This window comes from Arthrobacter rhombi (genome assembly GCF_039526245.1).
Lineage (GTDB): Bacteria > Actinomycetota > Actinomycetes > Actinomycetales > Micrococcaceae > Arthrobacter_H > Arthrobacter_H rhombi.
Window position 1 is genome coordinate 85,766 of record NZ_BAAAIV010000025.1, and the last position, 12,688, is coordinate 98,453.

Here is a 12,688-nt window from a genome sequence, read left to right on the forward strand (position 1 = left end):
AAACGATGCCCCGGCTCTCACCGGGCGGGCACCGTATCTCCAATTCTACCGCGAATCCTCAGATTGGTGGGGCAAATCGGCTCCCAATTGCCTCTCATTGGGAAAATAACCGGCCTAGAACGCGCTCCGTGGGCACCGGCTGATCCCCTATGTGCCGACGGGCCCAGCAGAGCGCCTGCAGGCGGTTCCCTGTCGGTAACTTCGTTGGGTGGTGAAAACGCCGCTACACGAGTGACCGTCGCGAGCCCCAAACGTCCGCAGGTTAACCGTAAGTGTCCCGTGGCCCTCGGCCGGCTACGCGCCGCATGCCCTTCTTCCAGCTGGGAGCGGACGGACCCAGGACCTGGATGGTGGTGACTACTCCAGGACCCAACTTCTCATCGAAGGTCTTCAGCAGGCTATGGCTCAGCAGACGCACCTGTGTCGCCCATGCCGTGGAATCACAGCGCACAACGACGGTAGTGTCGTCAAAACTTTCCGCCGTGCAGTGGGCACTGATTTGGGGTCCCACCAGCTCAGTCCATCGGGACATGACCGAGCCCACGGCAACGGGGGAAGTCCATCCCCGATCGCGTACCATCCGCCCAAAAACTGTTCCAATTCCCTGCGGATCACGTCCGTCATCGTACGAGGGGCCAGCCGAGGAGCGGCGTCTTACCTCCCTGGCTTGAGCGCTGCGCTCGCCCGCCCGCCGCGCCCTCGCGGCGTCGATTCGGACTTCTCCTCGTGCGATCGCTGACTGCCGCATCCGATTAAGCATGGCGCGGGCCGCATCGAATTCGTTCGATTCCCGATGCGGCTCGTCCTGCTCTTCACTCATGCCGACACCGTACCGGGGCCGACGGTGAGAATCCTTCCATTGAGCTCGTGGGGTACGTCCTCGACAACTGCCGCTGTCACAATCACCTGCTCGGCGTCAGCTACTACCGCAGCCAACTTTTTTCGGCGGGAGACATCGAGTTCCGCGAACACATCGTCGAGGATAAGAACCGGTTTGGCCCCCGGGCGCGAATCGTCCGCACAGAGTGCTCGGTACACGGCCAAGCGCAATGCCAGTGCCAACGACCACGTCTCCCCGTGGGAGGCGTAGCCCTTCGCAGGCGCGCCCCCCAGCCCGAGAAATAATTCGTCCCGATGTGGCCCGACGAGCGTCAATCCGCGATCCAGTTCCTTCTTTCGTTGGAGAACAAGCGTTTTGAGAAAGGCCGTCCGCATTTCTTCGAAGTCCAGATCTTGTAGACGCTCCCGCGGGATCCCGGAACTCTCGGTTCGCGGCTCGGGCGGCTGCTCGTCTTCACCCATCTCGTCACCAACCGTCGACATGTATTGCACTGTCGCCGGCTTCGACCCGTCTGTCAGCCCTGCATAAGCGTTGGCAATCTCCCCTTGCACGGCGGCAAGGACGTCGAGGCGCCCACGCAGCAACTTTGCTCCGGCCGTCGCAAGATGTTCGTCCCATACGGACAGAGTTGCCTCGTGCGAGGACGAAAGTCGTCCGGTCGCCCGTGCTGACTTCAACAACGCGTTTCGCTGCTTCAAAACCCGGTCGTAGTCAGATCGGGTCGCCGCGTGGTGGGGCTGCAATGCAACGAGGACCTCATCAAGATAGCGCCGTCGTTCCGACGGGTCCCCTTTAACAAGAGCCAGGTCTTCTGGTGCAAAAAGAACTGTTCGGAGGATTCCTAGGATCTCACGTGCCCGTACTGGATTGGCGCGGTTTATCCGTGCACGGTTCGCCTTGCCGGCAGTGATCTCGAGTTCAAGACCAACCGCTTGGTCGGCCCGATGGACACGGGCCCTGACGAGAGCCTGCTCTGCGCCAAAATGGATCAGGGGTGCGTCATTGGAAACCCGATGCGACGCCAGCGAGGCCAGATATCCCAGCGCCTCGGCAATATTCGTTTTACCGACACCGTTGGGTCCGGCGAATACGGTTGTTCCCGGCGCCAGCTCAAGATCTACCTGCCGATAAGATCGAAAATCGGTAAGAGATACATGCGATATGTACAACTGTGAGTAATCCCGGCTACTCGCTCGGCCGGCGCACCGCATGCCCGCCGAACTGATTACGCAATGCTGCGACCATTTTCATCGCTGGAGCATCATCCTGGCGCGAGGCGAAGCGTGCGAATACGGAAGCGGTGATTGCGGGTGCAGGAACCGCATTGGCAATTGCTTCTTCGACGGTCCACCGTCCTTCGCCAGAATCTTCGACGTAGCCGGCCACCGCGCTTAGTTCCGGGTCTTCTTTCAGGGCCTTTACGAGCAGGTCGAGTAGCCACGACCGAATAACGGTTCCTTCTTGCCAGGCACCAAAAGTTCCCGGTACATCTTTGATGATTCCCTTAGCAGCGAGCAGTTCGTACCCTTCGGCATACGACTGCATGATGCCGTACTCAATACCGTTGTGAACCATTTTTGCGTAGTGTCCAGCACCGATTTCCCCGACGTGGACAAAGCTTTGTGCGCGGTCTCCTTCAGGGCGCAGGGCGTCGAATACCGGTAGGAGTTCCTCGATATCAGCGTCTGCGCCGCCGGCCATCAACCCATATCCGTTTTCCAAGCCCCAGACGCCTCCTGAAACGCCACAGTCAACAAATCGAATTCCGCTCTTGGCCAGGTCGTTTCCGTGCCGGATGTCATCGCTGAAGCGTGTGTTGCCACCATCGATCAGGAGGTCGCCGTTTCCCAGTTTCCCAGCAAGTTCCGACACGACTGCATCGGTAATCGGCCCCGCTGGAACCATGATCCAAATGATCTTCCGGTCCGGGAGCGCCGTGAGGAGGTCGTCCACCGATCCAACGTCGGAAACCTCAGGATTGCGGTCATATCCTGTGACCTCAATACCGCCTTGGCGCAGTCGGGCGCGCATGTTGTCGCCCATTTTGCCGAGACCGATCAATCCGATATGCATGGTTTCTCCTACTGTTGGCGGGTCCCTGCTCCTGAAATCATGTCAGTTGGGCAATCGAACGGGCATGACCAAGTAACGGTAATCATCCTCGTCATTTCCGTCCAGGGCCTTTTGTGCCGTCATCATCGCTGGTTTCGGTGCCGTGGTAAACGAGAAGCGCACGAAATCACTGCTGAACGCATTCAAGCCTTCAGAAAGATAGGCAGGGTTGAATGCGACCGTGATTTCCTCACCATCGAGTTGCGCCTCAATGGCTTCCTCGGCTTGGGCATCTTCGCCGGTGCCTGCATCCAAGGCCAACTGGGAACTGGTAAACGTCAAGCGAACCGGCGTATTACGTTCAGCCACGACGGCAACGCGACGGACTGCCTCAACGAGGTCGTGTGTGCGGACTGTCGCATGGATTGGCGTGTTTTCAGGGAACAATGAACGAATTTTGGGGTAGTCACCGTCGACGAGAAGCGAGGTGGTCCGGCGGCTACCGCTTTCGAAACCGATCAGGTCACTGTTTTCTCCGAGCGCGATGCTCAGCTCTCCGGCGCCGCCCAATGTTTTGGCCACTTCACTCAATGTCTTGGCCTTGACCAGAGCAGAGGTCGAGATACCGGGGGTCGTCGGCTTCCAGTGAACTTCGCGCATTGCCAGTCGGTAGCGATCGGTTGCCAAGAAAGTGATGAGGTCGTCTTCAATCTCCATCTTGACGCCCGTGAGGATCGGCAAGGTGTCGTCCTTGGACGCGGCAACGATGACTTGGCTAACCGCTTCCGAGAAGGCGGCGCCGTCGACAGTTCCAGCAATTTCCGGCAATACAGGAAGGTCCGGGTAATCAGCGACGGGCATGGTTGCCAAGTGGAACCGGCTCCGGCCACAGGTGACGGTGACTTTCGCTGCTTCCGTCTCGATGGTCACGTTGGACTGCGGCAGACTGCGGCAGATTTCAGCCAGTAGCTTTCCGGAAACGAGGATTGTGCCCTGCGTGGTCACGTCAGCTGCGATCTCAAGATGTGCGGAGATTTCGTAGTCGAACCCGGCTAGTGAAACCACAGAATCGCCAGCAGTGATCAGAATTCCGGAGAGGACTGGGGAGGGCGGCCGCTGTGATAGCGAACGGGCGGTCCAGGACACGGCATCTGCCAGGACGTCCCTTTCGACACTGAACTTCACGTAGTGATCCGCCTTTCACAGCTTTTGGTGACAACTTTCCGGTGCAAGCTTAGCCCGACTGCTGAAGTCGGGGATACCGAACGGTGCTTTGAACGCAGTCAGGGGGATGGCGATCGGTACAGGGAACTTGTTATCTGGAATCTTCTAGAAATTGGGATTCGTAGTGTTAATAACTGCTGTGGATACTGTGGATAACCGCGGTTGGCGATATGTTCCGGGGTTTTTGGCCTGTGTACAACCTGTGCGCTCGGCCCCGGTCAATCCGCACAGGGCAGTGGAGAACTTTTTTGGTCATTTTGGGGATCCACAGGCCTATGGGGACTTATCCGCAGGAAAGCTTGGTCATCCACTTAACTATCCACAGCTTTATCCACAGGCGTGTATATCCGCGTGATTCCGGGCTATTTAGCCTTCGCGCTGCTGTTGTTTGATTCTGTTGGTGAGCTCAGTCACCTGGTTGAATATGGCTCGGCGTTCGGCCATCAACTCTCGAATTTTCCTGTCAGCGTGTATCACCGTGGTGTGGTCGCGTCCTCCGAGCACCGCCCCGATTTTCGGCAGCGACATGTCAGTGAGTTCGCGAAGCAGATACATCGCGATTTGCCGGGCAGTTACGAGGGTCCGCGTCCGCGACTTGCTGTTCAATTCCTCGATGCTCAGGTTGAAGTAGTCCGCGGTCTGGGCGATTATGGCTGCCGGCGTGATCTCCTGGGCACCTTCGTCCGTAATGAGGTCCTTCAGCACTTGCTCCGCCAGCGTGAGGTCGACTGTTTGGTTATTCAAGGAAGCGAATGCAGTAACCCGAATCAATGCACCTTCGAGTTCACGAATATTTGTCGAGATCTTGGAAGCGATGTACTCCATGACATCGTCTGGCGCTGATAGACCCTCGGCGGTGGCCTTCTTACGCAGGATGGCTATGCGCGTCTCCAGTTCTGGCGGCTGAATGTCAGTTAGGAGGCCCCATTCGAAGCGAGATCTCATTCGGTCCTCAAAGCCTGCCAATTGTTTTGGAGGAAGATCCGAGGTGATGACCACCTGCTTGTTGTGGTTGTGCAAGGCATTGAACGTGTGGAAGAACTCTTCCTGTGTTGCGTCTTTGTTCGCCAAGAATTGAATGTCGTCGATCAGGAGGATGTCGACATTGCGGTAAGTCTGCTTGAAACTTGCACCCTCGTCGTCACGGATCGAGTTAATGAAGTCGTTGGTGAACTCCTCGGAGTTGACGTACCGGACACGTATCCCGTTGTAGAGATGGCGGGCGTAGTGGCCAATTGCGTGTAGAAGGTGCGTTTTTCCCAGTCCAGAATCGCCATATATGAACAGCGGGTTATATGCCTTGGCGGGCGCTTCTGCGACGGCTACTGCGGCAGCATGGGCGAACCTGTTGGAAGATCCGATCACAAAGGTGTCGAAGATGTACTTGGGATTGAGGCGTCCGAACTCTTGGGAATTCGAAGGTGGAGACGGCTGCGGTCGATTGTCGCTGATTCGTTCCTTCGGCACCGGGGCGGGCTCGGGTTGGGCGGGCTCGGGTTCAGATTCCGGGACCAGATCGGCGTCGATACTGAAGGCACAAAGAATGTCGTCCTGGAAAACTTGTCGAAGCGCCGTATCGAGGGAATTCTTGAGCTGGGTTTGCAGAACTTCACGAGTTAGTTCATTGGGGACCGCCAGCAGCAAGGTGGTGCCGATCAGACCGAGCGGCCTGGCGAGGACGACGAAGCCACGCTGGCGGGGGGTGACCCGGTCGTCTTGCTCGAGTATGCGCACTACCTGGCGCCAAGCGCTACCGACACTGTTTGTTTCGTCCGTGCTCACTGCCGACTCCCCCTTCAAGGTCTCATCGTTCGGCGTCAAGGTCCGCTGGTCCGCGCCGTACGAAAAACGACCAACGGTTATTGATTCTAGCCGTCATCCACAATGTTATTCACAGTCCGTGGATAACCCGGACTGGCTCATAGCCTCGTGAGAATCTCTCTGAAAATTCCTTTGAAGCCCGCCACGAGCGCTAAAAAGGGCAACGACACGACTACCTGTATTGGAGGATTTCCTTGCAGGTTGTCCACAACTGTGGATTAATGTCTATCGAGTTATTCACAGGCTTCAATCACCAGCTTTGCGTACAAGCGGGTGTGCCGGTTTGACCTGCCTCCTGCATGTCACCTATCGTTGTTTAGTCCTGTGTGTGTGCTTTGGGCACCGTGAGTGGAACTGCTAAGGCTAGTTCGATCTTGCAAAACCCCGATGTGCCACATGAAATACGAGCGTCAGCCTGTTCTTCCCCCTTGTAGCAACGGGTTAAGGCGCATCCTTTGATCGTCTTGGAGTTACTACTGTGAGCAAGCGGACTTTTCAGCCGAATAACCGCCGTCGTGCCAAGAAGCACGGCTTCCGTCTTCGTATGCGCACCCGTGCGGGTCGCGCCATCCTTTCAGCTCGTCGGTCCAAGGGCCGCACCGAGCTTTCTGCATAACAGCGAGCAAATCTCGCGGACTGCGCGGTGTTGACGTGAACATGGCCTCCGGCACCGCCGGGTACTGACCATGTTGTCTAAGAAACATCGTTTGCGTTCCGCTGCAGGATTCTCCGCCACCGTACGTTCCGGCGCCCGTTCTGGGCGCCGGAACGTCGTGCTATATGCGGTCGTCCGTCCTGGGGAGTCCTCGACGGGCAACTCAAGGTATGGATTTATCGTCTCCAAGGCCGTTGGGAACGCTGCGGTCCGGAATCTCGTTAAACGGAGACTAAGGGCGATCGCTGCGGAACATCTGGCCAACATGGACACCGGTTACGACATAGTACTGAGGGCTCTTCCCGCCTCAGCGGACGCGTCGTGGTCTGAGCTGTCCGCAGACACCCTCCGCGGACTCGATAAGGCCTGCACTCAGGCAGCGAGGAAGGCCGCTTCGTCCGGGCGAAAGGGATCCTGCGATGCATGAGGTTAAGAAGACGGGCTGGCCAGGTCTGTTGGTGCGCCGCGTAATCGATATCCCGCGTATCCTCCTGATTGGAGTGATCGTGGGATACCGAAAGGGCATCTCTCCGCTGTACGGCGATGTCTGCCGGTACTTTCCCAGCTGTTCAGCCTATGGGCTAGAAGCGGTAACGGTACATGGTGCGGTCAAAGGCAGCGGACTCGCTGCCTGGAGGGTGCTCCGCTGCAACCCTTGGAGCCATGGGGGCATCGACCATGTACCCGCAGGGCGACGGATTTGGCCAGAAGGCAAAGCCCCCAAGATCATGGTGTTGAATCATCCGCCGATTCCCGCCGACGACGATGCCGCGCACGTGGCACGAGGAGCATAACCGGTAATGAACTTCCTAGACACAATCCTGTGGCCTTTCACGCAGGTAGTCTCGTGGATCCTTCGGGCTTTCCACGCAGTCTTCACTTTCGTGGGTATGGACCCGGATTCAGGATGGACCTGGACGCTGTCCATCATCTTCTTGGTGCTGCTCATCCGTACGGCGCTTATCCCCGTGTTCGTGAAGCAGATCAAGGCCCAACGGGCCATGCAGGTACTGCAGCCAGATCTTAGGAAGCTCCAAGCAAAGTACAAGGGCAAGAAGGACCAGCTCTCCCAGCAGGCCATGATTGCGGAGCAGCGGGAACTCTTCAAGAAGCACAAGACGAACCCGCTGGCGTCCTGCCTGCCGATTCTCGTGCAGATGCCATTCTTCTTCGCGCTCTTCCGAGTATTGAACAATGCCTCCAGGGCGAGTGCCGAGGGTCACTCGGTAGGCGCATTGTCGGTGGAACACGTACGGAGCTTCGACGCCTCGACCATCTTCGGTGCCGGCCTCTCGGAGACCTTCCTGGGGACCATCAATTCTGGCGCCCCGAAGATTGCTGTCATCATCACTGCCATTGTCATGATCGTCGCGATGTCAGCGAGCCAGTTCATCACCCAGCGACAGATCATGACGAAGAACATGACCAAGGAAGCCCTTGAGGGGCCTTTCATGCAGCAGCAGAAGATGATGATGTACATCCTTCCGCTGGTTTTCGGCATTGGTGGCATCAACTTCCCCATTGGTGTTCTCATCTATTGGACAGCGACCAACGTTTGGACACTTGGACAGCAGTTCTACGTGATCCGGAACAACCCGACTCCTGGGTCACAGGCGGAACGTGAACTGAATGCAAGGCGTGCGGCCAAGGGGCTGCCTCCGGTAGGCCACAAGAAGAACGAGGAAGTGGCTGAACCCGAGGTCATTGAACCCAAGGGCCAACGCGAGCAGCCACAGCGTAAGAACAGGAAGAGGAAGTAAACGATGAGTGCCGTCGACGGGAATGCCAATGAGACTGAGCAGGTTCCAGACAGCCTGGTAGCACAGGGGCCGGAGTCCGCGTCCTCTCCCTCCCCTGACGGTGTCAGCCGTGTCGAGGAAGAGGGAGATATCGCTGCAGATTACCTCGAGGAACTTCTTGATATCGCCGATCTCGACGGTGATATTGATATTGAAATCCGTAGTGGGCGGACCTACATTTCTATTGTCAGCGAAGGCGATGACGCATCCGCCCTGAAAGAGCTTCTTGGGGCAGACGGCGAAGGATTGGAAGCACTGCAGGAACTGGCACGTCTGGCAGTCCTTTCCGCGACCGGGAATCGTTCTCGGCTTGTTCTCGATATCGCCGGATATCGGAACGGGCGTGCAGGTGAGCTCAGGAAGTTAGCCGAGGCGGCTGTTTCCACGATCAAGGCCGATGGTGGCGTAGTGGCTCTGGAACCGATGAGTGCCTACGAGCGTAAGCTCGTCCACGACACTGTCGCTGATCTTGGCCTGCACAGCGAGTCCGAAGGTGAAGGCAGCCGACGGCACATCGTCGTTTCAGGCGTCAGCTCCTAGTTTCCATTTCGTCCAGAGCCGTACTAACCAGCAGCCAGAACCGGGAGCAATGTGAGTCAGGTAGTCCTGCCGACCGAAGCAGAGAGCAAAGCCGCCGAAGTAGTATTCGGTCCACGGCTCTCCTTGGCTACTCGCTACGTAGACCATTTGGCGACCTCTGGCATGGAACGAGGACTGCTTGGGCCACGTGAGGTCCCGCGGTTATGGAGCCGTCACGTACTGAACTGCGCCGTCGTAGCCGACCTCATTCCGGAAGGCGCAGACGTGGCCGATGTTGGGAGCGGAGCCGGCCTGCCTGGACTTACCTTTGCCATTGCTCGACCGGATCTGATGCTGACCCTAATCGAACCGTTGGAGCGGCGCTGCATTTGGTTGAATGAAGTCGTTGATGATCTTGAACTCGACAATGTGACGATCTACCGCTCTCGGGCCGAGCAGGCTGTCGAGCACGTCAATGCGGATGTTGTGACAGCACGGGCGGTTTCGGCCCTGGGAAACCTGGCGCGGCTAACGATTCCCTTGTTGCACGGGCACGGAGAAGTCTTGGCGATCAAGGGACGGAGTGCTGCAGAAGAAGTGCAGAAGGCATCGAAGGTCCTTCGAAAATTGGGCGCTCAACATACGAAGGTCGTGACTACGGGGCAGGATATTCTGTCTGAGCCGACGACAGTCGTACGGATCAGTGTGGGCGTGTCTAGCTAAACGGTAGGCTGTACGGGTGACGATCGCCGTCACCGACGTTGTCAGGAGCATGTGGACGTGAAGAGGAAAATGATCCCTTTTACGGATTGTCCTGTCACGTATCCTGGTAGGCAGCATTTGTCGCTTTCAAATCAGCCTAAAGAAGTTGATCTCGCCGTTTCACGTGAAACACCCTGGCACCACCCAGATGTCGGCGCAGGGATCGTATTTTTCTGGAGGACGACACCATCGAGCACCAAGAAGAAGTTCAGTCTGAAGCGAAGGCACCGGTCCGGGACATGATGGACAGCATAGATGAAAGCACCCCATTGGCGAGTCAGCTTGCGAACGAGAACAGGCGTCGCGAACGGCTAGACGGAAGGTCGTTGCCGAAACCGGAGACGACTCGATTCCTCACCGTTAGCAACCAAAAGGGTGGTGTCGGTAAGACGACAACCACAGTGAACATTGCGGCGGCTTTGGCCAAGGCCGGAATGAATGTCGTCGTGGTGGACATCGACCCTCAGGGGAACGCTTCTACTGCGCTGGGGATCGAGCACCATGCAGAAGTCGAGAGCATCTACGACGTGCTGATCAACGACGTGCCTTTGGCCGATGTGCTGGCACCGTGTCCACAATTCGAAAACCTTCTAGTGGCTCCGGCGACGATCCACCTTGCCGGCGCCGAAATCGAACTGGTATCCCTCGTTGCTCGTGAACAACGTCTCCGCAGGGCTTTGGACGTTTATCGGGCGACTCGGGAGGAACTCGGCCAAGAGAGAATTGACTATGTATTCATTGATTGCCCTCCCAGCCTGGGCTTGCTGACAGTTAACGCATTCGTGGCTGCCCGTGAGGTCCTGATTCCCATTCAGTGTGAGTACTACGCACTGGAAGGTCTCAGTCAACTTCTCAGCAATATTGAGCTTATTCAGAAACATCTGAACTCTGAATTAGTTGTTTCCACCATTCTGCTGACTATGTACGACGGACGTACCAATTTGGCCTCACAGGTCGCTGCTGAAGTCCGAGAACACTTTCCGGATCAAGTACTTGGTGCCCTGATTCCGCGCTCTGTGAGGATCTCTGAGGCGCCAAGTTACCAACAGACCGTCGTGACCTACGATCCCAGCTCCACGGGTGCTCTTTCCTACCTTGAGGCGGCCGCGGAGATAGCGGAACGCGGCTAGCCTGCCACCCAGAACGGTGTGGTTGCCAGTAGACTCTTGACTGAGGTAATTGCGCCATCAATGGCGGAGTGGTGAGGTTGAGAGGACGGACGATGGCAGAGAAGCGGCGTGGACTAGGGCGAGGCCTTGGTGCTCTCATTTCCGGAAGCCCGGTTTCAGAGGATGAGGGCGTTTTGGGGGCCGCTGATACAACCCCGGAGATTTCTTCGACAGAAGATTCCAAGGGCAAGGAGTCCATTTCCCAGGGGCCATCCACAACTTCCTCGGGTGCAGCCGATGTTTCACGTGAAACGGACGTTCGGCCCGCTACCTCGAAGGTTTCACGTGAAACGACGAATGCGAAGGATTCCGCGAAGAGAGCTTCGCGCATAGCGTCGGATTCTGAGGGATCAGTTGGTGGTGCCGAGCACTCTCCGGCGCAATCAAGGGTCACGCCGGCCACCCCCTCAGCGAAGGCCGTTCGTTCGACTGGCAAGGAACAGGCTCGAAAGTCCCGCCCGGTAGATATGTTCTTTTCGCCAGGTAGTACAGAGTCATCGGCTTCTGTCTCTGGTGCGGACACTTCAAGCGCGAAGAAATCAACTGCCAACAGTCGAAACAGGCGCGTCGCGGTCCCTGATGTCCTCGGACAGGTTATGCAGCAGAAGGATGAGCGCGGTGTGCCCGATGCGCCGAACACGGATACCGAGCTACAGAATGCGTCGTTGCCGGCTGCTGCAGCCCCGACGATGAATGAAAATGCCACCGCATCGGATGCTGTTTCACGTGAAACGTTGATAGCGGTCCCCGGGGCAACGTTTGCCGAGATCGCGGTCGGAGATATTCATCCCAACCGTAAGCAACCGCGGACATCATTCGATGAAGATGACATGGCAGAGCTCGTTCACTCGATTCGCGAAGTGGGACTGCTTCAACCCATTGTTGTTCGTCCGTCGGGCGAAGAGAACGAGGAGAAGTATGAACTCGTCATGGGCGAGCGTCGGTGGCGCGCGGTTCAGGCTGCAGGGCTCTCACAAATTCCTGCGATTATCCGAAATACGTCGAATACGGATCTGCTAAGGGACGCGCTCCTTGAGAATCTGCATCGGTCCCAACTCAATCCCCTGGAGGAAGCTGCGGCCTACCAGCAACTTATGCAGGAATTCGAGTGCACTCAAGAAGAGCTCTCCGACCGAATAGGACGTTCACGACCGCAAATTTCGAACACTATTCGTCTGATGAAGCTGCCTGCGCTGGTGCAGCGTCGGGTTGCAGCTGGCGTCTTGTCTGCGGGTCACGCGAGGGCGCTCCTTGGATTGTCAGACAATGCGGAGATGGAGCGCGTTGCCCAGCGGATAGTGAACGAAGGTTTGTCCGTCAGGGCTACTGAGGAGCTCGTCGCGATGAGCGATGGGCTTAGGCGCCCCACGAAAGAGAAGACGCCTAGATCGACCGCACGGCACGAGCGACTGGACTACTTGGCCAATTCGTTGTCTGATCACTTGGATACAAACGTTAAGATTACTCTTGGCGCAAAGAAGGGTCGCGTCAGTATCGAATTTGGCAGCGTGGATGATCTGAACAGAATCATGAGCGTCATTTCGCCGACCCCAGAGAAGTAGACCGTTCTATCGTCTATGTTCCACGTGGAACATTGACGAACGATCCCACGGGAGTTTCCCAAGCTTCGGATATACCTCTCGTTTTTGTGGCGTTCGAAGACTTGGCATATAGCTCCTACCGCGCTCCCGGATATGTTTGGTTCAAGCGTGCTGTGGAACGGATCGTGAGCTGCTTCCCCCTGGAAACCCCTCGGCAAGTACAATCCCGCTGCCCCGTGTTCATGGCTATCCAGGCCATCTCGACACGATCAGGACGGTCGAGGCGACCTTCTTGATTCGGTTAT

General features: G+C 57.1%; 13 protein-coding genes. 8 read left to right on the top strand and 5 right to left on the bottom strand.

Annotated features, from left to right (window positions below):
- Nucleotides 1-262 precede the first annotated feature (262 nt).
- The 5 genes from ABD088_RS16110 to dnaA form a co-directional block, all read right to left on the bottom strand.
- A complete protein-coding gene (locus ABD088_RS16110; RefSeq protein ID WP_343902985.1) occupies nucleotides 263-820 on the bottom strand; it encodes a DciA family protein in 558 nt (185 codons plus the stop codon).
- Nucleotides 817-2,010, bottom strand: a complete 1,194-nt coding sequence (gene recF / locus ABD088_RS16115; protein WP_343902986.1) for a DNA replication/repair protein RecF — start codon at nucleotides 2,008-2,010, stop codon at nucleotides 817-819. Before recF ends, ABD088_RS16110 begins: the two co-directional genes overlap by 4 nt.
- A 16-nt stretch (nucleotides 2,011-2,026) precedes the next feature.
- Entirely contained in the window at nucleotides 2,027-2,914 is an 888-nt protein-coding gene (gnd, locus tag ABD088_RS16120; protein ID WP_343902987.1) for a phosphogluconate dehydrogenase (NAD(+)-dependent, decarboxylating), read from the bottom strand.
- A gap of 42 nt (nucleotides 2,915-2,956) precedes the next feature.
- Nucleotides 2,957-4,078: a DNA polymerase III subunit beta gene (gene dnaN / locus ABD088_RS16125; RefSeq protein WP_343902988.1), complete on the bottom strand. Its 1,122-nt coding sequence runs from the start codon at nucleotides 4,076-4,078 to the stop codon at nucleotides 2,957-2,959.
- Nucleotides 4,079-4,483: 405 nt separating this feature from the next.
- Nucleotides 4,484-5,899 (bottom strand): chromosomal replication initiator protein DnaA, encoded by a 1,416-nt coding sequence (dnaA, locus tag ABD088_RS16130; RefSeq protein ID WP_343902989.1) that lies wholly within the window; start codon nucleotides 5,897-5,899, stop codon nucleotides 4,484-4,486.
- Between the two features lie 517 nt (nucleotides 5,900-6,416).
- Here dnaA and rpmH point away from each other — a divergent pair.
- From rpmH to ABD088_RS16170, 8 genes are all read left to right on the top strand, one after another.
- Nucleotides 6,417-6,554 carry a 50S ribosomal protein L34 gene (gene rpmH / locus ABD088_RS16135; protein ID WP_055854070.1) on the top strand — a complete coding sequence of 46 codons (138 nt, stop codon included), beginning with the start codon at nucleotides 6,417-6,419 and terminating at the stop codon, nucleotides 6,552-6,554.
- Between the two features lie 70 nt (nucleotides 6,555-6,624).
- Nucleotides 6,625-7,020: a ribonuclease P protein component gene (gene rnpA / locus ABD088_RS16140; RefSeq protein WP_343902990.1), complete on the top strand. Its 396-nt coding sequence runs from the start codon at nucleotides 6,625-6,627 to the stop codon at nucleotides 7,018-7,020.
- On the top strand, nucleotides 7,013-7,387 hold the full coding sequence (yidD, locus tag ABD088_RS16145) for a membrane protein insertion efficiency factor YidD (protein ID WP_343902991.1): 375 nt from the start codon (nucleotides 7,013-7,015) through the stop codon (nucleotides 7,385-7,387). Before rnpA ends, yidD begins: the two co-directional genes overlap by 8 nt.
- 6 nt (nucleotides 7,388-7,393) lie before the next feature.
- Nucleotides 7,394-8,353, top strand: coding sequence for a membrane protein insertase YidC (gene yidC, locus ABD088_RS16150; protein WP_343902992.1), 960 nt, complete (start codon nucleotides 7,394-7,396; stop codon nucleotides 8,351-8,353).
- 3 nt (nucleotides 8,354-8,356) lie between these two features.
- Nucleotides 8,357-8,932 carry a Jag family protein gene (locus ABD088_RS16155; protein ID WP_343902993.1) on the top strand — a complete coding sequence of 192 codons (576 nt, stop codon included), beginning with the start codon at nucleotides 8,357-8,359 and terminating at the stop codon, nucleotides 8,930-8,932.
- Nucleotides 8,933-8,998: 66 nt separating this feature from the next.
- Nucleotides 8,999-9,634: a 16S rRNA (guanine(527)-N(7))-methyltransferase RsmG gene (gene rsmG / locus ABD088_RS16160; protein ID WP_372710871.1), complete on the top strand. Its 636-nt coding sequence runs from the start codon at nucleotides 8,999-9,001 to the stop codon at nucleotides 9,632-9,634.
- A gap of 227 nt (nucleotides 9,635-9,861) precedes the next feature.
- Nucleotides 9,862-10,803 carry a ParA family protein gene (locus ABD088_RS16165; protein WP_343903192.1) on the top strand — a complete coding sequence of 314 codons (942 nt, stop codon included), beginning with the start codon at nucleotides 9,862-9,864 and terminating at the stop codon, nucleotides 10,801-10,803.
- 92 nt (nucleotides 10,804-10,895) lie between these two features.
- Nucleotides 10,896-12,404, top strand: a complete 1,509-nt coding sequence (locus ABD088_RS16170; RefSeq protein WP_425546035.1) for a ParB/RepB/Spo0J family partition protein — start codon at nucleotides 10,896-10,898, stop codon at nucleotides 12,402-12,404.
- Nucleotides 12,405-12,688 lie beyond the last annotated feature (284 nt).

What these genes read in the sequence shown, in the direction of transcription:
- ABD088_RS16110 (WP_343902985.1), bottom strand. Translation starts at nt 820, where the DNA reads ATGAGTGAAGAGCAGGACGAGCCGCATCGGGAATCGAACGAATTCGAT.
- yidD (WP_343902991.1), top strand. Translation starts at nt 7,013, where the DNA reads ATGCATGAGGTTAAGAAGACGGGCTGGCCAGGTCTGTTGGTGCGCCGC.
- gnd (WP_343902987.1), bottom strand. Translation starts at nt 2,914, where the DNA reads ATGCATATCGGATTGATCGGTCTCGGCAAAATGGGCGACAACATGCGC.
- ABD088_RS16155 (WP_343902993.1), top strand. Translation starts at nt 8,357, where the DNA reads ATGAGTGCCGTCGACGGGAATGCCAATGAGACTGAGCAGGTTCCAGAC.
- ABD088_RS16170 (WP_425546035.1), top strand. Translation starts at nt 10,896, where the DNA reads ATGGCAGAGAAGCGGCGTGGACTAGGGCGAGGCCTTGGTGCTCTCATT.
- rnpA (WP_343902990.1), top strand. Translation starts at nt 6,625, where the DNA reads ATGTTGTCTAAGAAACATCGTTTGCGTTCCGCTGCAGGATTCTCCGCC.
- yidC (WP_343902992.1), top strand. Translation starts at nt 7,394, where the DNA reads ATGAACTTCCTAGACACAATCCTGTGGCCTTTCACGCAGGTAGTCTCG.